General features: G+C 67.3%; 27 protein-coding genes. 9 read left to right on the forward strand and 18 right to left on the reverse strand.

From position 1 onward, the window contains the following. Nucleotides 1-200: 200 nt before the first annotated feature. Together NBRGI_RS46775 and NBRGI_RS30220 are read right to left on the reverse strand one after the other, a co-directional pair. Entirely contained in the window at nt 201-434 is a 234-nt protein-coding gene (locus NBRGI_RS46775) for a helix-turn-helix domain-containing protein (RefSeq protein WP_014986328.1), read from the reverse strand. Between the two features lie 81 nt (nt 435-515). Beyond that, nucleotides 516-2,147: an ABC-F family ATP-binding cassette domain-containing protein gene (locus NBRGI_RS30220; protein WP_029900596.1), complete on the reverse strand. Its 1,632-nt coding sequence runs from the start codon at nt 2,145-2,147 to the stop codon at nt 516-518. 162 nt (nt 2,148-2,309) lie between these two features. Here NBRGI_RS30220 and NBRGI_RS30225 point away from each other — a divergent pair, with 162 nt between their 5' ends. The 4 genes from NBRGI_RS30225 to NBRGI_RS44405 all read left to right on the forward strand — a co-directional run bounded on the left by NBRGI_RS30225 (nt 2,310) and on the right by NBRGI_RS44405 (nt 6,158). Next, nucleotides 2,310-3,095, forward strand: a complete 786-nt coding sequence (locus NBRGI_RS30225; protein ID WP_029900597.1) for an SDR family oxidoreductase — start codon at nt 2,310-2,312, stop codon at nt 3,093-3,095. Nucleotides 3,096-3,435: 340 nt separating this feature from the next. After that, nucleotides 3,436-4,548 carry a lycopene cyclase family protein gene (locus tag NBRGI_RS30230; protein WP_029900598.1) on the forward strand — a complete coding sequence of 371 codons (1,113 nt, stop codon included), beginning with the start codon at nt 3,436-3,438 and terminating at the stop codon, nt 4,546-4,548. A gap of 88 nt (nt 4,549-4,636) precedes the next feature. After that, a complete protein-coding gene (ku, locus tag NBRGI_RS30235) occupies nt 4,637-5,566 on the forward strand; it encodes a non-homologous end joining protein Ku (protein ID WP_029900599.1) in 930 nt (309 codons plus the stop codon). A gap of 34 nt (nt 5,567-5,600) precedes the next feature. Continuing rightward, nucleotides 5,601-6,158, forward strand: a complete 558-nt coding sequence (locus NBRGI_RS44405; protein WP_036561517.1) for a GNAT family N-acetyltransferase — start codon at nt 5,601-5,603, stop codon at nt 6,156-6,158. 220 nt (nt 6,159-6,378) lie between these two features. On the opposite strand, the gene NBRGI_RS30245 is transcribed toward NBRGI_RS44405, so the two are convergent. Continuing rightward, nucleotides 6,379-6,996, reverse strand: a complete 618-nt coding sequence (locus tag NBRGI_RS30245) for a hypothetical protein (protein ID WP_235211154.1) — start codon at nt 6,994-6,996, stop codon at nt 6,379-6,381. A 217-nt stretch (nt 6,997-7,213) separates the two neighbouring features. Between NBRGI_RS30245 and NBRGI_RS30255 the strand changes: the two genes are divergently transcribed. After that, nucleotides 7,214-8,293: an isopenicillin N synthase family dioxygenase gene (locus NBRGI_RS30255; RefSeq protein WP_029900602.1), complete on the forward strand. Its 1,080-nt coding sequence runs from the start codon at nt 7,214-7,216 to the stop codon at nt 8,291-8,293. 7 nt (nt 8,294-8,300) lie between these two features. On the opposite strand, the gene NBRGI_RS30260 is transcribed toward NBRGI_RS30255, so the two are convergent. After that, nucleotides 8,301-9,167 (reverse strand): MetQ/NlpA family ABC transporter substrate-binding protein, encoded by an 867-nt coding sequence (locus NBRGI_RS30260; protein WP_029900603.1) that lies wholly within the window; start codon nt 9,165-9,167, stop codon nt 8,301-8,303. 134 nt (nt 9,168-9,301) lie between these two features. Here NBRGI_RS30260 and NBRGI_RS30265 point away from each other — a divergent pair, with 134 nt between their 5' ends. The 3 genes from NBRGI_RS30265 to NBRGI_RS30275 are packed head-to-tail and all read left to right on the forward strand — an operon-like array spanning nt 9,302 to nt 11,861. Next, entirely contained in the window at nt 9,302-10,177 is an 876-nt protein-coding gene (locus NBRGI_RS30265; RefSeq protein WP_029900604.1) for a MetQ/NlpA family ABC transporter substrate-binding protein, read from the forward strand. Next, a complete protein-coding gene (locus tag NBRGI_RS30270) occupies nt 10,174-11,187 on the forward strand; it encodes a methionine ABC transporter ATP-binding protein (RefSeq protein WP_029900605.1) in 1,014 nt (337 codons plus the stop codon). Before NBRGI_RS30265 ends, NBRGI_RS30270 begins: the two co-directional genes overlap by 4 nt. 11 nt (nt 11,188-11,198) lie before the next feature. After that, entirely contained in the window at nt 11,199-11,861 is a 663-nt protein-coding gene (locus NBRGI_RS30275) for a methionine ABC transporter permease (RefSeq protein WP_029900606.1), read from the forward strand. Between the two features lie 127 nt (nt 11,862-11,988). On the opposite strand, the gene NBRGI_RS30280 is transcribed toward NBRGI_RS30275, so the two are convergent. The 7 genes from NBRGI_RS30280 to NBRGI_RS30310 all read right to left on the reverse strand — a co-directional run bounded on the left by NBRGI_RS30280 (nt 11,989) and on the right by NBRGI_RS30310 (nt 17,855). Next, nucleotides 11,989-12,414 (reverse strand): DUF4189 domain-containing protein, encoded by a 426-nt coding sequence (locus NBRGI_RS30280; RefSeq protein ID WP_029900607.1) that lies wholly within the window; start codon nt 12,412-12,414, stop codon nt 11,989-11,991. 133 nt (nt 12,415-12,547) lie between these two features. Then, on the reverse strand, nt 12,548-13,327 hold the full coding sequence (locus NBRGI_RS30285; RefSeq protein ID WP_029900608.1) for an ESX secretion-associated protein EspG: 780 nt from the start codon (nt 13,325-13,327) through the stop codon (nt 12,548-12,550). After that, on the reverse strand, nt 13,320-14,621 hold the full coding sequence (locus tag NBRGI_RS45560) for a hypothetical protein (RefSeq protein ID WP_029900609.1): 1,302 nt from the start codon (nt 14,619-14,621) through the stop codon (nt 13,320-13,322). The genes NBRGI_RS30285 and NBRGI_RS45560 overlap by 8 nt, the downstream gene beginning before the upstream one ends. Then, nucleotides 14,618-14,995: a hypothetical protein gene (locus NBRGI_RS30295; RefSeq protein WP_148310997.1), complete on the reverse strand. Its 378-nt coding sequence runs from the start codon at nt 14,993-14,995 to the stop codon at nt 14,618-14,620. Before NBRGI_RS30295 ends, NBRGI_RS45560 begins: the two co-directional genes overlap by 4 nt. A 9-nt stretch (nt 14,996-15,004) precedes the next feature. Next, on the reverse strand, nt 15,005-15,580 hold the full coding sequence (locus NBRGI_RS30300) for a DUF3558 domain-containing protein (RefSeq protein WP_029900611.1): 576 nt from the start codon (nt 15,578-15,580) through the stop codon (nt 15,005-15,007). A gap of 18 nt (nt 15,581-15,598) precedes the next feature. After that, nucleotides 15,599-16,093, reverse strand: coding sequence for an LppA family lipoprotein (locus tag NBRGI_RS30305; protein WP_158439944.1), 495 nt, complete (start codon nt 16,091-16,093; stop codon nt 15,599-15,601). Between the two features lie 70 nt (nt 16,094-16,163). Further along, nucleotides 16,164-17,855, reverse strand: a complete 1,692-nt coding sequence (locus NBRGI_RS30310; RefSeq protein WP_029900613.1) for an alpha/beta hydrolase — start codon at nt 17,853-17,855, stop codon at nt 16,164-16,166. Nucleotides 17,856-17,946: 91 nt separating this feature from the next. Between NBRGI_RS30310 and NBRGI_RS30315 the strand changes: the two genes are divergently transcribed. After that, nucleotides 17,947-18,261, forward strand: coding sequence for a WXG100 family type VII secretion target (locus NBRGI_RS30315; RefSeq protein WP_029900614.1), 315 nt, complete (start codon nt 17,947-17,949; stop codon nt 18,259-18,261). Between the two features lie 103 nt (nt 18,262-18,364). On the opposite strand, the gene NBRGI_RS30320 is transcribed toward NBRGI_RS30315, so the two are convergent. The 7 genes from NBRGI_RS30320 to sufC all read right to left on the reverse strand — a co-directional run bounded on the left by NBRGI_RS30320 (nt 18,365) and on the right by sufC (nt 22,878). After that, complete coding sequence (locus tag NBRGI_RS30320) at nt 18,365-18,808, reverse strand: SRPBCC family protein (protein WP_029900615.1); 444 nt, start codon at nt 18,806-18,808, stop codon at nt 18,365-18,367. Beyond that, complete coding sequence (locus tag NBRGI_RS30325; protein ID WP_029900616.1) at nt 18,805-19,170, reverse strand: ArsR/SmtB family transcription factor; 366 nt, start codon at nt 19,168-19,170, stop codon at nt 18,805-18,807. The genes NBRGI_RS30320 and NBRGI_RS30325 overlap by 4 nt, the downstream gene beginning before the upstream one ends. Before the next feature lie 34 nt (nt 19,171-19,204). Next, on the reverse strand, nt 19,205-19,792 hold the full coding sequence (locus tag NBRGI_RS30330; protein ID WP_029900617.1) for a TIGR03086 family metal-binding protein: 588 nt from the start codon (nt 19,790-19,792) through the stop codon (nt 19,205-19,207). A gap of 177 nt (nt 19,793-19,969) precedes the next feature. Next, nucleotides 19,970-20,335: a metal-sulfur cluster assembly factor gene (locus NBRGI_RS30335; protein WP_014986353.1), complete on the reverse strand. Its 366-nt coding sequence runs from the start codon at nt 20,333-20,335 to the stop codon at nt 19,970-19,972. Continuing rightward, entirely contained in the window at nt 20,328-20,801 is a 474-nt protein-coding gene (gene sufU / locus NBRGI_RS30340; protein WP_029900618.1) for a Fe-S cluster assembly sulfur transfer protein SufU, read from the reverse strand. Before sufU ends, NBRGI_RS30335 begins: the two co-directional genes overlap by 8 nt. A 3-nt stretch (nt 20,802-20,804) precedes the next feature. Beyond that, a complete protein-coding gene (locus NBRGI_RS30345; RefSeq protein ID WP_029900619.1) occupies nt 20,805-22,058 on the reverse strand; it encodes a cysteine desulfurase in 1,254 nt (417 codons plus the stop codon). A gap of 1 nt (nt 22,059) precedes the next feature. Next, nucleotides 22,060-22,878: a Fe-S cluster assembly ATPase SufC gene (sufC, locus tag NBRGI_RS30350; RefSeq protein ID WP_051728145.1), complete on the reverse strand. Its 819-nt coding sequence runs from the start codon at nt 22,876-22,878 to the stop codon at nt 22,060-22,062. Nucleotides 22,879-22,902 lie beyond the last annotated feature (24 nt).

Raw genomic sequence — 22,902 nt, forward strand, 5'->3', positions numbered from 1 at the left:
TCGCGTCACCGGGAGTCGCCGGATTCTGTTGCGCGCCCGGTCGATACCGTGCCAGCAGCTCGTAGGACGCGCGTGCCCGTAGAGTCGAAGCTCCTTGTCGTGCGAGTTTTGCTTCGACAGTGCAGACGGCGGGCCGCGCGGAGACTCACCGGTTCAGGCGAAATCCGTTCCGCCGAAACCGGTTCGAGCCGGATGCGGTGCTACTGACTCTTGCGGCGGTTCGCGCCGCCACGGCTGCGGAGTTGCACATGCGACTCCACCAGTACGTTGTGGATGAAGCCGTAGGAGCGACCGGTTGCTCGCGCCAGCGAGCGAATGCTCGCACCTGCCTCGTACTGCTTCTTCAACTGGGTCTGTAGGCGGTCACGGGACTTCCCCGTGACGCGGGTTCCCTTACCCAGGGTGGCTTTGACTTGTGCGGGCCTGTCGCTCATGGCTTCCTCCGAGTCGCCGAGCAGCGTCTTTCCAGGCTAAGCACTCGAGGGGCCGTGATCAACGGGTTCTTGTGATGAAACTCACGCGAGCTGAATCAATTCCAGATAATCCGCGGACCAGTGGTCCTCCGTACCGTCCGGAAGCAAGATCACCCGCTCCGGCGAGAGCGCCTCAGCGGCCCCCGGATCGTGCGTGACGAGCACGACCGCGCCGGCGTAAGTACGCAGCGCATCCAGCACTTGTTCGCGCGAGACCGGGTCGAGGTTGTTGGTCGGCTCGTCGAGCAGCAACACATTGGCAGCCGAGGACACCAGTCCGGCGAGCGCCAACCGCGTCTTCTCACCACCGGACAGGGTGCCCGCGGGCTGGTCCAACTGGGGACCGGTGAACATGAACGCGCCGAGCAGGCCGCGCAGGTCCTGCTCCCCCGCGTCCGGCGCGGCATGCCGGATGTTCTCCCAGACCGTCGCGTTGTCGTCGAGGGTGTCGTGCTCCTGCGCGAAATACCCGACCTTCATGCCGTGGCCCGGCACCAGACTGCCCGCGGTGGGCTGTTCCACCCCGGCGAGCAGCCGCAGCAGCGTGGTCTTGCCCGCGCCGTTGAGTCCGAGCACCACCACCCGGCTGCCGCGATCGATCGCGAGATCCACACCCGCGAAGATCTCCAGCGAGCCGTACATCTTGGTCAGGTTCTCCGCCATCAGCGGTGTCTTGCCGCAGGGCGCGGGCTCGGGGAACTTGATCCTGGCCACCTTGTCGGCGACGCGCACGTCGTCGAGTTCGGCCATCAACCGGTCGGCCCGCTTGGCCATGTTCTGTGCCGCAGTGGCTTTCGTGGCCTTGGCGCCGAGTTTGGCGGCCTGCACCCGCAGCGCGCTCGCCTTCTTCTCGGCATTGGCGCGTTCGCGCCTGCGGCGCTGTTCGTCGGTGGCGCGCGCGTCCAGGTACTTCTGCCAGCCCATGTTGTAGACGTCGGCCTCGCCGCGCACGGCGTCGAGGAACCACACCTTGTTCACCACATCGCCGAGCAGTTCCACGTCGTGGCTGATCACGATGAGACCACCGTCGTGGTTCTGCAGGAAGCCGCGCAGCCAGGTGATCGAGTCGGCGTCGAGGTGGTTGGTCGGCTCGTCCAGCAGCAGGATGGTGTCGGAGCGGCCGCCGCTGCCGTCGGACGCGGCGAACAGGATGCGCGCCAACTCGATTCGGCGGCGCTGACCACCCGAGAGCGTGCGCAGGGCCTGGCCGAGCACCCGGTCGGGCAGGCCGAGGCTGTGGCAGATGCGGGCCGCGTCGCTCTCGGCGACGTAGCCGCCCAGCGCCGAGAAGCGATCCTCGAGCCTGCCGTACTTGCGTACCGCCTTCTCGCGCTCGTTCTCGTCGGCCACCTCGGCCATCAGCGCCTGCTGCTTCTCCATATCGCGGATCAGCGTGTCCAGTCCGCGCGCGGACAGCACGCGATCCCGCGCGAGCACATCCAGGTTGCCCTCGCGCGGATCCTGCGGCAGATAGCCGATATCGCTGGAGCGCAAGATCTTTCCGGCATACGGCTCGCCCTCGCCGGCCAGGATGCGCAACGTGGTGGTCTTGCCCGCACCGTTGCGCCCGACCAGTCCGATCCGGTCGCCGGACTGCACCCGCAATGCCGGTCCAGGGGCCGACAGCAGCGTGCGGACTCCGGCCCGGACCTCCAGGTCGGTCGCGGTGATCACAGGTTTCTCCTCCGGATCGGTTCAGTGCTGGGCGGTTGCTACTCGATTGTGCGACGCGTTACACACAAGAACCACCGATTTTACCCGTGATCGGAGCAGCCCTTCACACCCCGCGATCGGTATGTGACGGCCGTAACTGAACGACGAGTAACCTGCGGTGGCATGAGTGAGCGAAACAACGGCACCGCGGCCGATCTAGTGGGCAAGAGCGCTTTGGTCACCGGGGCCAGCCGGGGCATCGGCAAGGCGGTGGCGGCGGAGCTGCTCAGCCGGGGCGCGAACGTGTTGATCAGCGCCCGCAAGAAGGATCCGCTGGAGGAGGCCGCGGCGGACCTGCGCGTGCTCGGCCATCAGGGCGAGGTCGTGGCGCTGGCCGGGAACTCCGGTCACGCCGAGGATCGCGCAGCCTCGATCGACCGGATTATGGCTGAGTTCGGGTCGGTGGACATCCTGATCAACAACACCGGCATCAATCCCGTGTTCGGCTCGCTGATGGAGGCCGATCTCGACGCGGTCCGCAAGATCTTCGACGTGAACGTCGTGGCCGCGCTCGGCTATGTGCAGCTGGCGTACAAGGCGTGGATGGGTGCGCACGGCGGAGCGGTGGTGAATGTGGCCAGCGTCGCGGGCCTGCGCTCGTCCGGGGTGATCGCCGCCTATGGCGCGTCCAAGGCCGCGCTCATCCGGCTCACCGACGAACTGGCCTGGCAGCTCGGCCCGAAGATCCGGGTGAACGCCGTCGCGCCCGGCGTGATCAAGACGAAGTTCGCCGACGCGCTGTACTCCGCCGACGAGGAGCGCGCGGCGAGCGTCTATCCGCTGAAGCGCCTCGGCACCCCCGAAGACGTGGCCCGCCTGATCGGCTTCCTGGTCTCCGACGAGGCCGCGTGGATCACCGGCGAAACGGTCCGTGTGGACGGCGGCCTGCTCTCCACCGGCGGTCTCTGATTCCAGCGAAAACCACGGTGGACGAACGGTTTTCACCACACCGCGACCCGAACCACACCCCGGCGTCCGGCGATCGCGCACCGAGGAGAGCCGGACCGCCATACGGGACGACAGGAGGCCCGAAGCCGAAGATGCAGGCACAGCGAGCATCGACCTGCACGGCATCGGAATCCCGTGGCGCAGCGGACCGTATCTCGGTGCCCGGTGAGAGCACACCGCGGCGAGCCGGATTGCGGTGCCCGCCGATGCGAGGCCCGAGGCCGGTGCGCTCTCGGTGGGCTACGCGTGCGGGGTCGGATAGTCGCCGGGCTGGTGTCGGTTCGCGGGGGCGGGTGGCGGCGTGACGGTCGATGTCGTGATCTGCGGGTTCGGGCCGGCGGGGCGCGCGCTCGCGCATCGCTGTCTGGTCCACGGTCTGACGGTGATCGTGGTGGATCCCGCACCCGAACGACGCTGGCACGCCACCTACGCGGCGTGGGCCGACGAACTCCCGGATTGGCTCGCGGCAGATGCGGTGGCCGCGACCGTCGCGCAGCCGCTCGCCTGGGGTACCCGCGCGCACCGGATCGATCGGCCCTACGCAGTGCTCGACACGGCACGACTACAGGATTCGCTGGACGTGACGGGGGCGCGGATCATCGCCGATCGCGCGGTCGAATGCGGGCCCGGCAGCGCGGTGCTGGCTTCCGGCACCGTGCTGCGCGGTCGGCGGGTGATCGATGCCCGCGGTATCGGCCGGTCCCCCGCACTGGCCGAGCAGACGGCGTACGGGCTGATGCTCGACCGGGATCGCTGCGCGGGCATCGAGCCGATGTTCATGGACTGGCGGCCGGACAACGCAGCGGCGGCCGACGCACCGCGCTCGTTTCTCTACGCGGTCCCGCTCGGCGGCGACACGATGCTGCTCGAGGAGACCTGCCTGGTCGGACGGCCCGCCCTCGACAGCCACGAGTTGCGCGACCGGCTGCTGCACCGATTGCGTTCGCGCGGGATCGAAGTCAGCGGTGACGAACAGGTCGAGCGAGTCCGTTTCCCGGTCGAAGGCGGCAGACCGGGCCGGTACACCTTCGGCGCGGCGGGCGGTTTCGCGCACCCGGCCACCGGCTACAGCGTGGCCGCCGCGCTCGACGCGGCCGATACCGTCGCGCTCGACGCCGCGGCATGGCCGGTTTCGGCGCGCGCGGTGTATCGCCTGCGGGCCGCCGGGTTGCGGGCGCTGCTCGGCTTACCCACAACCGACCTCCCGGTTTTTTTCGATGCGTTTTTCCTGCTCTCGCCGACCGCGCAGCGCGCCTATCTGTCGGGCCGTACCGACTTGAATGGCACCGTCAGAGCCATGCTCGGTCTGTTCGGCACCCTGCCACCGCCCGTCCGTCGGCGCGTCGCCGCCGCGACACTCGGGACGCCCATTCGCTCGCGTATTCGAATACCGTCCGCCATCATGGAGGAATGAGTGGGCCTTACCGTCCAGCACTCATCCGTCCCGAACCGGTGGATCGCCGGGTTCGCGGACGCGGTACCCGCGTCGAGGGGATGCAGCAGTGAGGTCGATCTGGAAAGGCTCGATCGCATTCGGGCTGGTGAACGTCCCGGTCAAGGTGTACACCGCCACCGAGGACCACGACATCCGCTTCCACCAGGTACACGCCAAGGACGGCGGCCGGATCAAATACGACCGGGTCTGCACGGTCTGCGGTAAATCCGTGCAGTACGCCGACATCGACAAGGCCTACGAATCCCCCGACGGCGACAAGGTCATCCTGACCGACGAGGACTTCGCCAAACTGCCCGCCGCCGAGAAGCACGAGATCCCGGTGTTGCAGTTCGTGCCGTCCGAGCAGATCGATCCAATCCTGTACGAGAAGAGCTACTACCTCGAGCCCGACTCCAGCACGCCCAAGGCCTACGTGCTGCTGGCCACCACGCTGGAACGGATCGACCGCACCGCGCTGGTGCATTTCACGCTGCGCCAGAAGACCAGGCTCGCCGCGCTGCGCGTGCACGAGGGCGTGCTGGTGCTGCAGACCCTGCTGTGGCCCGACGAGGTCCGCGAGGTGGAATTCGAATCCCTCGACGGCGTGGCCGAACCGAAACCGCAAGAGATCAAGATGGCCGAGACGCTGGTCGAGACCATGTCCGACGATTTCGATCCGGACCAGTTCACCGACGAGTACCAGATCGAACTGAAGCGGCTGCTGGACGAGGCGATCGCCAGCGGCACCGGCAAGGTACCCGAGCAGCCCGAGTCCGTGCCCGCGGACATGGACGCCGAAGTGGTCGACCTGGTCGCCGCGCTGCAGCGCAGCCTGGAAGCCAGCGGGCGGCGCAGTACCGCCGAGGACAACGGCAAGGCCGCGCCCGCGAAGAAGACCGCCAAGAAAGCCGCCGCGAAAAAAGCTCCGGCCAAGAAAGCCGCGAAGAAGACGGCCGACAAGCCTGCGAAGAAGACCGCCGCGCGCAAGGGCGCGTGAGGGCCGAGGCGCGTCCTGCTGGCAAACTGTCGGCATGGATTCTGCCGTAGTGATCGTCCCGATGGGTCTCGGCCACCTGCGCCAGGTCCTCGATCTCGGTCACGAAGTCTTCGACATCACCACCAAGCCGTACACCTCGTGGTCGCTCACCTCGGTCGCGGAGCACCTCGACAGCCCCGACAACGCCTGCTGGGTCGCCCTCGATTCCGACCGTGTGGTCGGTTTCGTGCTCGGGTCGATGGAATTCGAGAATCGCGACGACTGGGCCTATCTCGAATGGATCGCCGTCGCACCGGATATGCAGGGGCACGGCATCGCCCGGCGCCTGGTCGACGTCTGCTCCGAGGCGTTGTTCGCCCGCGGCGCGCGCCGCATCGTCACCGACGTCGAAGACCGCAACGCCGCCTCCACCGCGTTGATGACCCGCAGCGGCTTCACCCCCGCCGCCACGGTCACCCTGTTCGTCCGCCCGAACCCCGATGACCCCGACCCGGATTCGCAACTCGACGCGGCCGCCATCGCCCCCGGCACCAAGCGCGCCCTGATCCGCCGCGGCCGCCTGGCCGGCGACAACCACCGCGCCGCCCGGTAGCGCTGGGCCGCCCGTTCCCGAATCCGCTTCGCCTCCGGCACCGGCCGTCCCCGCGCGCCGGCGCTCGACGATCGTGTCGGCCTTCGCGCACGGGCGGCTACGCACGCCAGTGGTGGTTCTGACCGTCGCCGCACCCGTTCTGCCTTCGCGCACCCGTTGCGGCCTGGCAGAGGGGGGTGCGCAAAGGCAGAAGGGGTGCGGCGACGCAGGAAGGATGCGCCTAGCTCGCCGCCGCGGCGCGGCCTTCCTCGAAGAACGCCAGGAGGCCGGACGCCGAGTCGAATTCGGTGCTGGGGCGCAACGCGCCGAAGGGGGCGTTCCAGAACTCGCCCGTGCGCGGGGTCCACGGACCCACGTAGGCGTACGGGCCGGGATGCGCCGAATCCCCCGGCGACACACCGTAATTCACCTCGCCCACCGCGCTGGACAGGTCGAAGTGCTCGGGCCAGAGCACCGGCGTACTGTCCGGGGCCAAACAGCGCAAAGCCTTGTCCCCCAGGGCGAACCAGTCGCTGATCTGCTGCGCCGCGACCGGATCGATGTCCATCGCGCTGTCCAGTTCCACGCCGGTGGTGTCCTTGTACAACCCGTCCGGCGCCCCCGGTGCGATGTTCGCGAGCTTCCCGAGTTCGCGATAGGTCCCCGCCAGCGCCGCACGCCCCTCCGGCCAGACCAGTTCGGCGCCGACCACCGAAACCGGCCACTGCACGCCGCCGAACCCCTGGTGCACCACCCGTAGCCGGATGGTCTCGTACTGCCGATACTGCGGCCCCGCGATCAACAATTCCGCCACCGCGTGCAACCCACGCCGCGATCGCTCGTACATCTGTTCGTCCACACCGGCATCATTGCCGGTGCGGACCCGACCCGCAGCCGTTTCAGCTCACGGCTGCCCCTCGACCTCCGGCAGGGCGGCACCATCCTGTTCACGGTCCGATCCGCACCCTGATTCGGGTCCGTTCTGGAACCCTCGAACAGGTCTCGAGTGGAACCGCAGCACGACGGATTTACCCGAATGTGACTTGAACGTGGGTTCGGCGCAGCGGGTACGGACCATGCTGGGGAGCGGTGCATCGAAGACGGAAGGACGGCGCGTCGTGGAGTTCCACGTTCCTATCATCGATATCTCGCCCTACGTCGAGGGCGCGGACGCCGCGGCGCGGGCCGCGGTCGCCCGGCAGGTGGACGCGGCGGCGAGCACGGTCGGGTTCATGCAGATCCGCGGGCACGGGATCGCCCGCCCGGTGCTCGACGAGTTCGCGGCCGCGCTGGACGAATTCTTCGCGCTCGCGCCCGCCGCCAAGCAGAGTTACCGAACCGCGATCGAATTCAATCGGGGCTATTCGCCGCCCAAGAGCGAAAGCCTGAGTCTGAGCCTCGGCGTGGCATCGGCGACGCGGATGAACGACTTCTTCGAAGCGTTCAATATCGGCACCACCACCGCCGACTACCCGGGACTCGACCTCCCCGCGCAGGCCGGCTACGCCGACAATGTCTGGCCCGCAGAGCTTCCCGACTTCCAGCCGCGGGTACAGCGGTACTACGCCGAAGCCGCGCGGGTGGCGGGCACGCTCACCACCGTCTTCGCCGACGCGCTCGACCTACCGGCCGGCTATTTCGAAAGTTTCACCGACCACTCGCTGAACGTGTTGCGCATGAACAACTATGCGCTGCCGCCGGGCAGCGTGGACCTCGACGGCGACCTCAAAGGAATGGGCGAGCACACCGATTACGGCATCGTCACCGTCCTGTGGGCCGACCAGGTGCCCGGCTTGCAGGTGCTGGGCGCGGACGGCCGCTGGCACGACGTGCAACCCGCCGACGAGGCGCTGCTGGTGAATCTCGGTGACGTGATGGCCCGCTGGACCAACGAGCGGTGGCTCTCGACGCTGCACCGGGTGATGCCCCCGATCGTCGACGGCACCATCGAACGCCGGCGCAGCGCCGCGTTCTTCCACGACGGCAATTTCGACGCGGTGATCGAGACACTGCCCTCCTGCGTCGGCGCGGGCAGCAAGTATCCGCCGATCACCGTGTCCGAGCACGTGCAGGCCAAGCTGGCCGGTTCCCGTGCGCTGCAACCGAATACGAACGCACACCGGGAAGCCGCCCGGGTGCTCTCGGCCCGCGACTGACCCGAGACTACTTGCGGAACTTCGCTTCCAGCTCGGTCGCCGTGGCTTGCAGGTCGGCGGGGGTGTTCGTCTTGAAGATGCCCTCGTAACCGGTCTCGGCCCGCACCGCGGCCTCCACCTCCGGATCGTGGTACAGCGCAGCCAGTTTCAGCAGCGTCGGGTTGTCCTTGTCGGCGGCCCGTGCGGCGAAGATGTTGATGTACTGCTTCAATTCCGGGCGCTCCGGGTCGTCGGTGTAGATGGTGTCGTTCTTGGTCAGGCCCGCTGGACGTGCGAAGGTGTCGTCGACGAACGCGGCGTCGACACTGGACAGCGACTGCGCGGTGAGAGTCGGATCGATGGGCGTCAGCTTCACCTTGGAAGCCGCAGTGTCCACGTCTTCGAGCTTGGAGTCCCAGCTCGCACCGCCCTTCAGCACGACCAATCCTGCCGCGGCCAGGCTGAGCAACGGCCGCACTTGATTGGCGGGGTTGTTGCTCAACGTGATCTGGCCGCCCTGCGGGATCTCGGCGACGGACTTGTGCTTGCGCGAGTACAGGGTCAGCGGGAAGATCTCGGTCGCGCCGACCGGCACCAGAGTGTCGTTGTTGCGGGCGTTGTAGTTGGCCAGGTACCGCACGTGCTGGAACTTGTTGAGATCGATACGCCGTTGGGCCAGTGCGGGATTGGGCTGGTTGTAGTCGGTGAAGTTGATGAACTCCACCCGGATGCCCTGGTCGGCGGCCTTCTTCTTGTATACGTCCCAATGCGGCTCTGCGAGATCGTTCACACCGATGCGGATCACTCCGTCGTCGTGCTTCGCGCCACAGGAAATCGTGGTCACGGCCAGGGCGGAAAGGATCGGAATCATCAGCAGACGGTGCATCAAGCGCATTGCGAGCAAACTAGACGGTCGTCCAAGAATTGGGAAGGGTTTCGCTCACCACAATCCCAACCGTTGTCCCGCCCGTCGGCGGACCGCTTGGATTACCGGGTTCATATTGCAACGAGCTTTTCGGGAGCAACGAAGTGAAATTCCATCGGGTACTGGCGATCCCGGTCCTGGTAGCAACCGCGGCCCTCACCGTCACGGCGTGCGGTTCCGACGACAAGTCCGCCTCCGACACGGTAGTGCGGATCGGCACCACCGACAAGGACAAAGCCTGGGACGTCTTCGAACAGCGGGCCAAGGACAAGGGCATCACGCTGAAGATCACCAACTTCTCCGACTACAAACAGCCGAATCTGGCGCTGTCGCAGAAGCAGATCGATGTGAATCTCTTTCAGCACCTTCAGTTCCTGGGCGCCTACAACGTCGCCAACAAGGACACGCTGACCCCGATCGGCTCCACCTACATCGTGCCGCTCGGCCTGTACTCGAAGAAGCACAAGGCGCTCGCGGACCTGCCCCAGGGCGCGGAGATCGCGATCCCGAACGACCCGACCAACCAGGCGCGTGCCCTGTTCGTCCTGCAGGCAGCCGGTCTGCTGAAGCTGTCCGGCAGCTCGAGCGCGCCCACCGCGGCCGATGTCGACAAGGGCGCGTCCAAGGTCAAGGTGACCACGGTCGACGCCGCACAGACCGCGCTCTCGCTCGCGTCCGTGGATGGCGCGGTGATCAACAACACCTTCCTCGACCGCTCCGGCATCGACCCCAATTCGGCGCTGTACAAGGATGATCCGAAGAACCCGTCGGCCGAGCCGTACATCAACGCGCTGGTGACCAGGGCCGAGGACAAGAACAACCCGAAGCTGCTGCAGCTGGTCGAACTCTGGCACGACCCCGAGGTGCAGCGCGCGCACGCCGAGGTCACCAAGAACACGGCAGTCGAGGTGCGCCGCACCGGGCCCGAATTGGAGCAGATTCTCCAGCGGGTGCAGCAGACCATTCGTGACGGCAAGTGAGCGATAACCCGCCCGCCGTCGAATTCCGCTCGGTCACCAAAGTTTTCGGCAAGGGTGCGGATGCCCATGTCGCGCTGGACGGTATCGATCTACGGATCGAACAGGGCGAGATCTTCGGCGTGATCGGCTATTCCGGTGCGGGCAAGAGCACCCTGGTCCGCCTGATCAACGCCCTGGAGCGGCCGACCAGTGGCAGCATCGAGGTGGCGGGCACCCCCATCACCGGGGTGCGCGAGGCCGAGGTGCGCCGCCTGCGCCGCGATATCGGGATGGTGTTCCAGCAGTTCAATCTGTTCCGATCCCGCACCGCCGCAGGCAATATCGAGTATCCGCTCAAGGTGGCGGGTTGGCGGCGGGCCGCGCGCAAGGCGCGGGTCGCGGAGTTGCTCGAGTTCGTCGGACTCTCCGACAAGGCCCGCAGTTACCCCGACCAGCTCTCCGGCGGCCAGAAGCAACGGGTCGGCATCGCTCGCGCGCTGGCGACCTCACCGTCGCTGCTGCTCGCGGACGAATCGACCTCGGCGCTGGACCCGGAGACCACCGCGGAGGTGCTGCGCCTGCTGAAGAAGGTCAATCGGGAGCTCGGCGTCACCATCGTGGTGATCACCCACGAGATGGATGTGATCCGTGCCGTCGCCGACCGGGTCGCCGTGCTCGCCGAGGGCCGGATCGTCGAACTCGCCAGCACCTTCGAGGTTTTCGCGACGCCGCAGGCCGCACCGACGCGATCGTTCGTGGCGACGGTGCTGCACAACCGGCCGTCCGAGGACGAAGTGCGCAGGCTCGGTGAGCTGCACGGCGGCCGGCTCGTCACGGTGGACGTCGACGACGAGCACGGCATCGGCGCCGCGTTGACCGTCGCGGCGCACGCCGATGTCCGCTTCGAGGTGGTCTACGGCGGGGTCGGCACGTTGCAGAACAAGACCTTCGGCAGCGTCACCCTGGCGTTGCACGGAGCCGACGACGCCGTCGACAAGGTGATCGCCGAACTCGGCCCGCGCACGGCCTGAAAGGAGTACCGATGCAAGCGGATTGGGACAAACTCCGGCCGTTGCTGACCGAGGCGATCGGCACCACCATCTATCTGGTGCTGATCACCTTCGTGATCGGCGGCCTGATCGGACTGTTCCTGGGCACCGTGCTCTACACCACCCGCAAGGGCGGGCTGCTCGCGAACGCCCCGATCAACCTGCTGCTCAACGTGATCGTGAACGTGGTGCGGCCGATCCCGTTCATCATCCTGCTCGCGGCGCTGGGGCCGGTGACGCTGGAAGTCGTCGGCACCACCATCGGCCGCGACGCCGCGGCGTTCGTCATGATCGTGGCGGCGTCGTTCGGCATCGCCCGGATCGTGGAGCAGAATCTGGTGACGGTCGACCCCGGCGTGATCGAGGCGGCGCGCGCGGTCGGCGCGGGACCGCTGCGAATCATCTTGACGCTGTTGATTCCCGAGGCACTCGGCCCGCTGATCCTCGGCTACACGTTCGTGGTGATCTCGATCGTCGACATCTCCGCCATGGCGGGCACCGTCGGCGGCGGCGGCCTGGGCGATTTCGCGCTGGTCCATGGGTATCAGCAGTTCAACTGGCAGGTCACCTTCGTGGCCACGCTGATCATCGTGGCGGGCGTACAGGGCATCCAGTTCTTCGGCAACTGGCTGGCCCGAAAAGTATTGCGCCGCTGACTCACCTGGTGCCCGGGACAGCTCCCGGGCACCAGGCGACGGCGTCATTCCACGTTGCTGGTGCAGAGCGTGGCGCCGACGATGCGCGGCGCGCTCGGCGCCGCCGATACAGCGACCACCGGTTCGTTCAGCTCGCGTTCTTGGTGCACGCGGACAGCACGACGCGCGCCGGCTGCGGCACGGCACTGCCGAGGTCCGGGAACGGTGGCGCGCTCTCGCCGAGCTTGGCGACCGCCAGCCGCTCCGCCTCCTCCCGCGTCGCCGCCCAATCGGCCGCGAACGCACCGTCGGCGCCGCGCACGGCCGCCGCACAGCCGTTGGAGAAGCGCACGAGAATCTTGCAGTCGTACACGCCGCAGTCCCGAATGGCCACCGCATCCGCGGCCACCCAGGATGGTTGATCGACCGAGCCGACCACTTTGCCGGTGCTGGGCGAAAAGGCCAGCGTCCCATGATAATCAGGCGCCGCGCCGGCGAAGCCCGCGCCGACGACGGTCAATGCCGCGGTGGATGCCAGGACCGCACCGAACGCGGCCCTCCCCAGATTGGACAACAGAAACTCCCGTTCAAAGAAGATGAAGCGAGCTGATCATCACCCACACCACCTACCCTGTCCAGCACCGGAAAATCTGCCGCCGGCACTCGGGGTATCCGCTCGATTCGGCAGCGCTGCTTCGGATTCGGCCCTAGCGACGCGTGCGCAGATACTCGTCGTGCTCGCGATCCTCACGGTAGTACCGCTGCGTGAGTGCGGTCAGCCTGCGGATCTCGGCGGCCATCGCGGCCGCGTCCATCGGCTTGGCGACGACGGGATCACCGGTCCGCACGTAGTAGCGGCCATCGGGATAGTCCATCCACCAGAAGCCACGGCCGAACGTGGGGCGCGCGTCGACCGCCGGGCCGGGCAGCACCGTGATCTCACCGAGCGCACGGCGCTCCCGTTTGAACAGCCGGTCGAACCGCTGCGCGAGGCCCATCGCGTACGCTTCGCGCACCGGCCGCTCCCGATCGGCGGTGATCTCGGCCCGCCGTGCCTCCAGGGGTGGATGGGTGCCCGGCGGCGAATCCGGCAGCGCGCCGACCGCATCGGCAGCGACCTGGGCGGCGGTCCCGTAGCGCAGCGTCACGTCTGCGCCGGTGTCCGCGGCGACGCCCGGAAGCTGTACCAAAGACGCGGCCGCCGCGTCGCGCACCGCGCCGTGGAAACGGAAGATCCGGGTCAGCTCCGGCGCGCCGAACCCCTTGAGTTCGATCCGGACCTCCGGCTCCAGCAGGATCTGCAACGCCCGTTCCAGCTCGATCGAATGCCGGTCGAGCAGTGCGGCCGCCGCAGCTTCCCGCTGCGCTACCAGATCGGCGAAATCGACGGCCTGCGGGCGGAATTGCAGCGGATACGGCAGCCGGTCCCGGCCGTAGGCGTGCCAGAGCAGCTGGAACTCCAGTCCGGTGAAACGCACCTCAATCATGGTCGCCGATCACCGGCGGCACCGTCTTCGGCAGCGCGTCCAAACCGGTGAGTTCCTCGCCGTGCTCCTGCGTGATCAGATAATCCTTTGTGCCGGTGGTTTTTTCGTCGTCGCTGCGCCGACCGGCCGCACCCGGAGCCATGCCGGGCATGCCGCTCGTACCCGCCCGGCCGGCGGCCGGGCCCGTCGCGGCCCGCGCGGCAGCGGCCGGAACCACGCCCGGCTGCTGCGGATTTCCGGGCACGCTGCGGCCGGGGCCGGGCTGCTTGCCGGGCTCGCCGGGAGTAGTGCCCGGGCCGGAACGGGAAAGGGGCGAAACAGGGTTCGAGCGCGACGGCGTGCCCGGACCGGGCGTGCCCGCCGGTGACGGCGTCGTGGCGACCGGCGTCGTACTGGTCGGCGTACCAGTGTTCGTGGAAGTGGTAGGCGCGGTGGCCGATTGGTTCGCGGTCGCCGAAGTCGTCGCCGGAGAGCCGGTACTGGCCGCCTGCGTGTTCGTCGCCGGATTGCCTTCGGGCGCTGCGCTGTTCGGTTGATCAGCCGGATTCGTCTCCGCACCCGCCTTACCGTCGATTCCGGATGACGTGGCAGAACTCGGATTCGACGTGCCCGGACCGGCCGAGGGCACCACCGGCGTCGACGAATCGCGCACCACGGTCGGCGCGGGCGGGATGATCGGCACCCCGGTGTCGGTCTGGTTCGCCACCTGCCAATACACCGTCTGGAGAACGCGTTTCGCTTCCTCCCGCGCCTCGTCCGCGGTGTAGTCGCCGGACTTCATGGCACCGTCGGCAGGCAGAGTTTTGCCCTTCAGATCCACCGGGGCGGTGAGACCGGGCATCAACGCCTGGGTCTGGTTGAGGCCGGTGTACATCTCCGTGAGCTTGGCGTACAGCAGGTGTGCCGACGTCGTCAGCTGCCCCGCACCGTCACTGTAGGTACGCACCGCCTCCGCCGCCTTGCCCGCCGCCTGACCGGACCACCCGTTCGCGATCGTGCGCTGCACGCTCGCATTGAACGTCTCCGTCGTCTCCCGGAACGCGGTGCCGATCTTGAACCACGCCTCCGCGGCCTGCAGCACCGTGCCCGGCTGCATCGCCGCCACCCGCTGCACCAGATCCGCCAGCGGCAAGGTCTCGAACAGCGCCAGATCCTCGTTCGTGATCCGCGGCGGTTCGTAACCGCCCTGGAACTGATCAGTGCCGACGTTCGTGACGGCGTAGATGTTCGCACGATCCCTGTTCCACTGCTCCTGCGCCGCGATGATGCGGGCCCGGTACTCGTCGTAGGTCATGCCGGCGCGTCGATTCCGGTGAGCTGGTCGGCCCGGGACTGATCGACGGAGCGGTAGTTGGCCATGGCCTTGGCGAAGACTTCCTTCATGAGGGTGATCTCGTCGATGTGCTCTCGGATGCGGTTCTGGATCGAATCCGCGCCGGTAGAACCCTTCGCAGTGAACTTGTCTTCAAGGACCTGTCCCGAAGGGAAACCGCCGAATCCAGCAACGGTGGAAACGTTTCGAGACAGTTGCAGGATGTCCCGAAGGTTTTCGATATTGCGATCGCAGTCCTGAGCGAGACCAGCTCCGACGCTCTCATCCAGAGTCAGCTCCCCTGCGTTGGCAGCGTCGAGCAACTCTCGCCAAGTCGACAGACTTTCACCAACCATCAGATTCCCCTAGCTCGACGGCAGATACTTCGCCAAATCGTTCGTGTGCTTGTTCGCCAGGGGGCATGGCTGTCCCTCTTGCGGCATACCGTAGCGGCCGAGCATGTCGAAGATGACCGTACCGCCTGGAACTTCAACAGCCACAGCACATCCCAGATGATCATTACGGTCACTGGCCATCGTGAACTGAAGCGCGCGGCGGTTGCCGACCGTCGTCGGCTGCATCTCAATGAAATCCCGGCGCTCCTGCACGGCCGTCAGCGTCGGAGTTCCCGCCAGAATGCTGAGGTCGTACCAGCGCGCCTGCGCGCGCCACGCGCACGACTTCCAGCCATCGAACTCGACACCGGCGAGAGCCGACTTCTTACTGTCCGGGTCAAGTCCCGTAGCCCGCACGGCATCGACAGGAAGCGAGCACGGATCCCACGGCGCCTGATCCTTCACCGGCGTCCCCGACGCCGACGCACTCGCGCTCGGCGCACTGCTGGTCGCCGGGGTCCCGGACGTGTCGTTGCAACCGGCGAAAAGCAGCGCGGCGCCGACGGTGAGCGCGAGAGTGCGGACGGTGTTCCCCCTGCTCGGCATGACGTCCCCTTCTGCTGGTCAGTTTCCCGGCTGCTGCCGCAGATCCTCTTCACGGTACCGGCAGCCGGTGAGGCCGGTCAGGAGGGCGGCTTTGTTTGTGCCGAGGGTGATCTCGTTGCCGTGGTCGGGCGCGTGCAGGGTGATGTCGTGGCGGCCGGGGGTGTCGGCGCGCACGGTCAGGGCGGTGATGCCGGTTTCGGCGGCGAGGTCGCGGGCGGCCTGGAGTACGCGGGGCCACTCGTCGTCGGTGATCGGCACCGCCGAGGTGAGCGAGTCGGTCGTCATGGAGACGCCGGCGGTTTCGAGGTAGGGCGAGGGGCAGCCGAGTTTGCCTTGGCCGCGGTCGCGCAGGGTTCGCCATTCGAGTTCGGGCGCAACGGTTTTCGCGGCGTCGGCGATCCGCTGGAGCAGGACCGCCAGTTGCCGCTCGGTGTCTTCGACCGACGGTAGCTGTCGCAGCTCGGCCTCGGCGTGCGCGATGTCTTCCTTGGACGGGCGGTCGGGATCGTTCATCCTGTCTCCACATCCGGTCAGGACCGTCGCGCAGACGATCGCCGCGAGTATTCGGGTCACGGCCGTCATGTCAGCGCACCACCAGTTCCGGCAGTCCGGCGATGACGACGGCCATGTTGTATCCGGCGGTGCGCAGTTCGCCGTTGCCGCTCGGCCGCGGGTATTCGCTGTGCCCGTTCGAGTCTTCGCGGCGCACGTGGTCGGTGGTCGTGGCCTCGCCTACGGAGAGTTGCTCCAGTTTCGTGGTGACCGGGTCGGGACCGAACCGGCCGAAGCCGTCGACCAGTGAGATCGGGTCGTCGGGCGCACGCATCACATAGCCGTGGCCCTGTGCCAGTCCCAGGTCCGGTTCGTCGTTCGCGTTGATTCCGGGCGAGCCGTAGAAGACCGCGTCGTCGATCGGCTGGGTGCGGCCGTGGTCCTGCAGCGCGAGCGCGGTCGTGTAGGACCCATAGGAGTGGCCGAGCGCCGTGAGGTGCGGGTCCGGCCGGGTCGACGCCACGTCCAAGCCTTCGAAGAATTGCGCCAGTTCGGGTGCACCGTCCTCGGCCCGCGCCGAGCGTGCGGCCTCCAGCCCGAGGTCCAGCGGCGGTTCGTAGCCGAGCCAGGCGATCGAGGCGACCCGCTCGTCCGGGCGTCCGGCCAGCCGCAACTGTTTCTCGGCCTCCCGCTGCACCGCTTCGGCCTCGCGGGTCATCCCGTCGAGCGATTGCACGGTGGTCGAGACGCCGGGCACGGTGACCGAGACGTGGTCGGCGTTGTCGGGGTCGCCGACGGCCACCGCCGCCATCCCCTTGTCTCCCGACTGCACGTCGAGCAGCATCAGCCGCGCACCCTTGTCGGGGTTGGCGGGGTCGAGCGGATGCTCTTTCAGGATCTTCTCGATCGAGTCGAGGTCGGTCAGCTTCGCCTCGACCTCGGCCAGTTTCGTCTTCTCGGCGGCGTAGGGGTCGGGGGCATTCGGATACCGCGCGCCGTCCGGCGCGTCCTTCAGCTGGTCTTTCAGCGCGTCACGGTCCTGAGTCAGCCGGGCGCGTTCGTCGTCGATCCGATTGACGTTGGCTTCGTGGCGGGCCATGGACGGGATGCCGTCCCGGTTTCCGATCCATTCGGGATGCCGGTCGATGACTTCGCGGCGCTGCCGCTCGTCCATCGCGTCCCAGTACTCCTTGTTCTGTTGCGGCGTCCCGTTTTCCGGCGGCGCGGGGGCGGTCAGTCCACCCTGGGTCGCGCCCGCGGCGGAGGCGGCCGCGACGTCGGTGGCGCCGCGGTCGTCGATCTTGCCGTCGGCGGCCTGGTTCAGCACCGCGGCCGCGTCCGCGTCGATATCGTCGGCCTGTTTCATCACCGCGTGCACGGCGTCCTGCAGTTCCAGCCGCAGCGACTCCACCTGCGCGGGGTCCGGCGCGCCGGGCCGATCGGCGATGGTCACGTGGCCGGCGTCCCAGATCTCGAGCCCGTTCGCCGTCGCGGTCTGTTCGATGGCGGCCAGCGTTTCCTTGAGGTGGGTGACCGCTTCCCTGGTCTGCTTCGTCAGCTCGCGGACCGCGCCGAGGGTGGCGGCCTCGTCGATCAGCTGATCGGTGGTGACGGTGAAGCTGCGGCGCGCGGCCACCGCGGAATCACCCTGCCAACCGGGCAGCGTGCCGATATCGGCGAGTTGGCCGACCACGTCCTGCACGGTGGTGATGCGCCGAGACAGCGACGTCTCGAGCATTTCCAGCGCCAGCACATTCCACCAGCGAATGTCCGGTAGCAACATCGTCCAGGATCCCCCCACGGAAGTCAGGATTGCTTGCGACGATAGGTATGGTATCCGGGAATTACCGTGAATTTTGGATCAGGGGGCGTAAATGGGTGATTCCGTTTCGGTCGATCCGGAACTGCTGCGCGGCGCGGCCGCTCGGCTGGACACGCTGTACGACAATGCGGGTACCGCGTTGCGCGAGACCGATCAGGCGATCGCCGACAGCCGCGCGGGCTGGCATGACACCGCGGCCACGGCGTTCACCAGGTTCAACGCGTACCTGGACGGTCGCCGCACGCTGCTCCAGCAGCACGTGGCCGAGCTCTCCGAATCGCTGAACACGACGGCAGGCGCCCTGCACGCGCAGGACCAATCGCGGGCCGCCGAGACGAACCAGCTGCAATCCAGCCTGGACCTTTGAGTCCAGCAAGCGCATTCCGCAATAGTCTGCGCCGCTGTTATTTTCGCTGCCGCGCCATCAGAAAACCGGGCGCGGCAATTCTTTTCAATCGCATTCGTGCGATTTATCGCGCGTCGAGCAGACCCGCCAGACGATGGTGCAAACCGGGCCAGCCACCGCTCATTCTGGTGCGGGACAACTGAGAAATCGGATTGTCCGGATCGAAACCACTGTGCGTGAACAACATCCGCGTTCCTTTACCCTCCGGATGCAGCTGCCAGCTGAGCACCCAGCCGCTGTCCTCCGCGACCGCGGCATCGTTCCAGGTGATACGCAACAACTTCGGCTCGTCCACCTCGAGCACCTCGCCACGGATCTGCCCGGAAAAGTTGACCTCCGGGATCGGGCGCGCCTGCATCCGGAAGCGGTTGCCCGAAACCGGTTCGAAGCCAGTGGGTTCCATCAACCACCGAGACAGCAGGTCGGGGGTGGTGAGCGCGCGCCAGACCTTGGCCGGCGGGTGCGGGTAGAACTGGTCCACCTCGATGATGGTCGGGTCATCGGTCATCGGGTCACGCCCTTCTCGTCGTCGGGTTCGTCGGGCAGCGCGTCCAGCACGTCACCCAGGTCGCGCATCCGGGCTCGCCAGTACCGCTCGAACGGCGCCAGCCAGGACTGCAAGTCGTGCAGGGGTTGCGGTTCCACCCGGTAATAGCGGAACCGGCCGCGTTTCTCCTCCCCCACCAGCCCGACCTCGCGCAGCACCTTCAGATGCTCGGACACACTGGGCCGGGCCATATCGAACCGTTCGGCGATGGACTGCACCGATTGTTCGCCGTCCAGGAGCAGGTCGAGGATGTCGCGGCGGGTGGGATTGGCCAGCGCGCCGAACAGCAGGTCGGCGTCACTGGATTTCGTGCGGTACGGCATCGCGGCCTTCGTTCTGGATCCGGTGGTTTTCGCGCTACGGGCGTCGTCCGACGAAACACAGGAACTCGGTCTGCGGGTCCGCGTCCGCCGGTGCAGTCACCTTAGGTCCGAACGCCCATGGCTGCCGCAACGCCTCGTCCATCGGCAGCAGGTGCTCATGCACGAACGCGACCACACCGGCGTCGAGCCGCTCGTCGCCGCCGATGCCGCGGGCCACGTCCCAGGTATGGATCAGCACGTCCTCGGGCAGGATGTCGACGATCTCCCGAAAAGGCCTGGGCCCCTGGAACGTCGGGATCTCGGCGGACAAGCAGGCGGGATCGTCGATGGCCGCGGCCAGCCCGTCCCCGATGTGTTTCCACGCAGCGGCCGGGTCGGCATCCGGCGCGATCTCGGGCAGCGCGCCCATCTCGGCGACCCCGATTCCGTGCAGCGGCGCGGGCTCGGTCCCGCGCACCTGCGCCAACGTCCGGCGCTGTTCGTTGATCACGTGCCCGACCACATCCCGCACGGTCCACCGCGGGCACGGCGTCGCGTTGTCCCACTGATCCGCGCGCACCGCCATGATCCGGGCCAGAAATCCCTCGCTGGTCACCCGGAACCGCTCAGCAGCCTCCGACATCTTCTACTCCGTTCGCATCAAGTAGGAAGTTTCCTACTGTTTATAGGTAGAAAATAACCTACCTATTGCTCCTGGACCAAGTCCTGGTGACGAGTGGCACACGCAGCCGCAGGCGCTGCGCAAACATCGACGGCCGCTGCCTTGCAGGCAGCGGCCGTCGATGTGCGATGCGAGAGATCAGACAGTGAAGCCGAGGGCGCGCAGCTGTTCGCGGCCGTCCTCGGTGATCTTGTCCGGGCCCCACGGGGGCATCCAGACCCAGTTGATCTTGAGGTCCTCGACCAAGCCGCTGCGGACCAGGGCGTTACGCGACTGGTCCTCGATGACATCGGTCAGCGGGCAGGCCGCGGACGTCAGCGTCATATCGAGGATCGCGACCTCGTCCTGCACGGCCAAGCCATAGACCAGGCCGAGATCGACGACGTTGATGCCGAGCTCGGGGTCGACGACGTCACGCATCGCCTCCTCGAGATCCTCCAGCCGCTTGATGTCCTCGTCGGACAGCTGCTCGGCGGCGGTTTCCGATGCGGGTGTTTCAGTCATTGCCGGCCCCATTCGTGGACGTGGTTTGCTCGGGCGCGATCCGGATCACCGCGTCCTTGAACGCCATCCAGCCGAGCAGCGCGCACTTCACCCGGGCCGGGTACTTCGACACACCGACCAGTGCGATGCCGTCGCCGATGACATCCTCGTCACCCTCGATGGTGCCACGGCTGGAGATCATCTCGCTGTAGGAGTCGACGACCTTCAACGCCTGCTGCACGGGCAGGCCGATGACCTGATCGGTGAGGATCGAGGTGGCGGCCTGACTGATCGAGCAGCCCTGCCCGTCGTAGGAGACGTCGGCGACGTCACCGTTGTCATCGAGCTGGACGCGCAGGGTCACCTCGTCGCCGCAGGTCGGGTTCACGTGGTGCACCTCGGCACCGTACGGCTCCCGCAGCCCGCGGTGATGCGGGTGCTTGTAGTGGTCCAGGATCACTTCCTGGTACATCTGCTCCATGCGCATGTTCTATGCAACTCCAAAGAACTGCTGAGCCTTCCGCACGGCGGCAACCAGTGCGTCGACCTCATCGAGTGTGTTGTACGCGGCGAACGAGGCCCGCGCCGTGGCGGGAACCCCGAGGCGACGCAGCAACGGCCACGCGCAGTGGTGACCGACCCGCACCGCGACACCTTCGTCGTCGAGGATCTGGCCCACGTCGTGCGGGTGAATGCCGTCCACCACGAACGAGACCGCGCCGCCGCGAGCGACCGTGTCGGTAGGGCCGATGATGCGCACACCCTCGATCGCGCCGAGCCCGGCCAGCGCTGCCTCGACCAGCGCATGCTCGTGCGCCGCAACGGCTTCCATACCGAGCGATTCGAGATACCGCACGGCCGCACCCAATCCGACGACCTGCGAGGTCATCGGCACACCTGCCTCGAACCGCTGCGGCGGCGCGGCGAAGGTGGTGGCCTCCATGGTGACGGTTTCGATCATCGATCCGCCGGTGATGAACGGCGGCGTCTCCGCGAGCAGCGCGCGACGGCCGTACAGCACGCCGACACCGGACGGACCGAACATCTTGTGCCCGGAGAACGCGGCGAAATCGACGCCGAGCGCTCGGAAATCGACGGGCATGTGCGGCACCGACTGGCACGCGTCGAGCACGGTCAGCGCGCCGACCGCCGTTGCGCGCCGGACGATTTCGGCGACATCGCTGATCGCACCGGTCACATTCGACTGGTGCGTGAACGCGACCACCTTGGTGCTGGGCGACAATTCGAGCGAATCGAGGTCGATCCGGCCGTCGTCGGTCACGCCGTACCACTTCAGCGTCGCGCCGGTGCGGCGCGCGAGCTCTTGCCACGGAACGAGATTCGCGTGGTGCTCGAGCTCGGTGATGACGATCTCGTCGCCGGGGCCGACGTGGTACGGGAACCGGTCGTCGGCGAACGAGTAGGTCACCAGGTTCAGCGATTCGGTCGCGTTCTTGGTGAACACGATCTCGTCGGCGTCGACGCCGACGAACCGGCCGATGGCGGCGCGGGCGTCCTCGTAGGCGTCGGTCGCCTCCTCGGCGAGCTGATGCGCGCCGCGGTGCACCGCGGCGTTGCGCGTGGTCAGGAAATCGCGTTCCGCGTCGAGCACGGCGAGCGGCCGCTGCGAGGTCGCGCCGGAGTCCAGGTACACCAACGGCTTCCCGTCCCGGACCGTACGGCTCAGGATCGGGAAGTCGGCCCGGACGCGGGCCACGTCGAGTGCGGGGACCGTGGCGGTCATATCAGGCTCCTGCGGTGGCACTCTGGGGGATGGCAGTCGGCGAAGCCGACGGGGCGGGTGCGTTCTGCGTGAAACGGACGTAGCCGTTGGCGTCGAGTTCGTCGGCCAGTTCCGAACCGCCCTCGGCGACGATGCGGCCGCCGACGAAGACGTGCACGAACTCCGGCTGGATGTAGCGCAGGATGCGGGTGTAGTGGGTGATCAGCAGCACGCCGCCGTTCTCGCGCTCCTTGTAGCGGTTCACGCCCTCGGAGACGATGCGCAGCGCGTCGACATCGAGGCCGGAATCGGTCTCGTCCAGGATGGCGATCTTCGGCTTGAGCAGGCTGAGCTGCAGGATCTCGTGGCGCTTCTTCTCACCACCGGAGAAGCCCTCGTTCACGTTGCGCTCGGCGAAGGCCGGATCGATCTCCAGCTCGGCCATCGACTCCTTGACTTCCTTGACCCAGTGCCGCAGCTTGGGCGCCTCGCCGCGCACGGCGGTGGCGGCGGTACGCAGGAAGTTCGACGTGGAGACGCCGGGCACCTCGACCGGGTACTGCATGGCCAGGAACAGGCCGGCCCGGGCGCGCTCGTCGACCGACATGGCCAGCACGTCTTCCCCGTCGAGGGTGATCGAGCCGGAGGTCACCGTGTACTTGGGGTGACCGGCGATCGCGTACGACAGCGTCGACTTACCCGAGCCGTTGGGGCCCATGATGGCGTGCGTCTCACCGGATTTGATGGTGAGGTCGACGCCCTTCAGGATCTTGATGGGCTCGCCGGACTCGTCCGGGTTGGCGACCTCGACGTGCAGGTCCTTGATTTCCAGGGTGGTCATCGAATTCGAGTTCCTTTGTGGGAG

The organism is Nocardia brasiliensis IFM 10847 (assembly GCF_000710915.1).
GTDB classification, from domain to species: domain Bacteria; phylum Actinomycetota; class Actinomycetes; order Mycobacteriales; family Mycobacteriaceae; genus Nocardia; species Nocardia brasiliensis_A.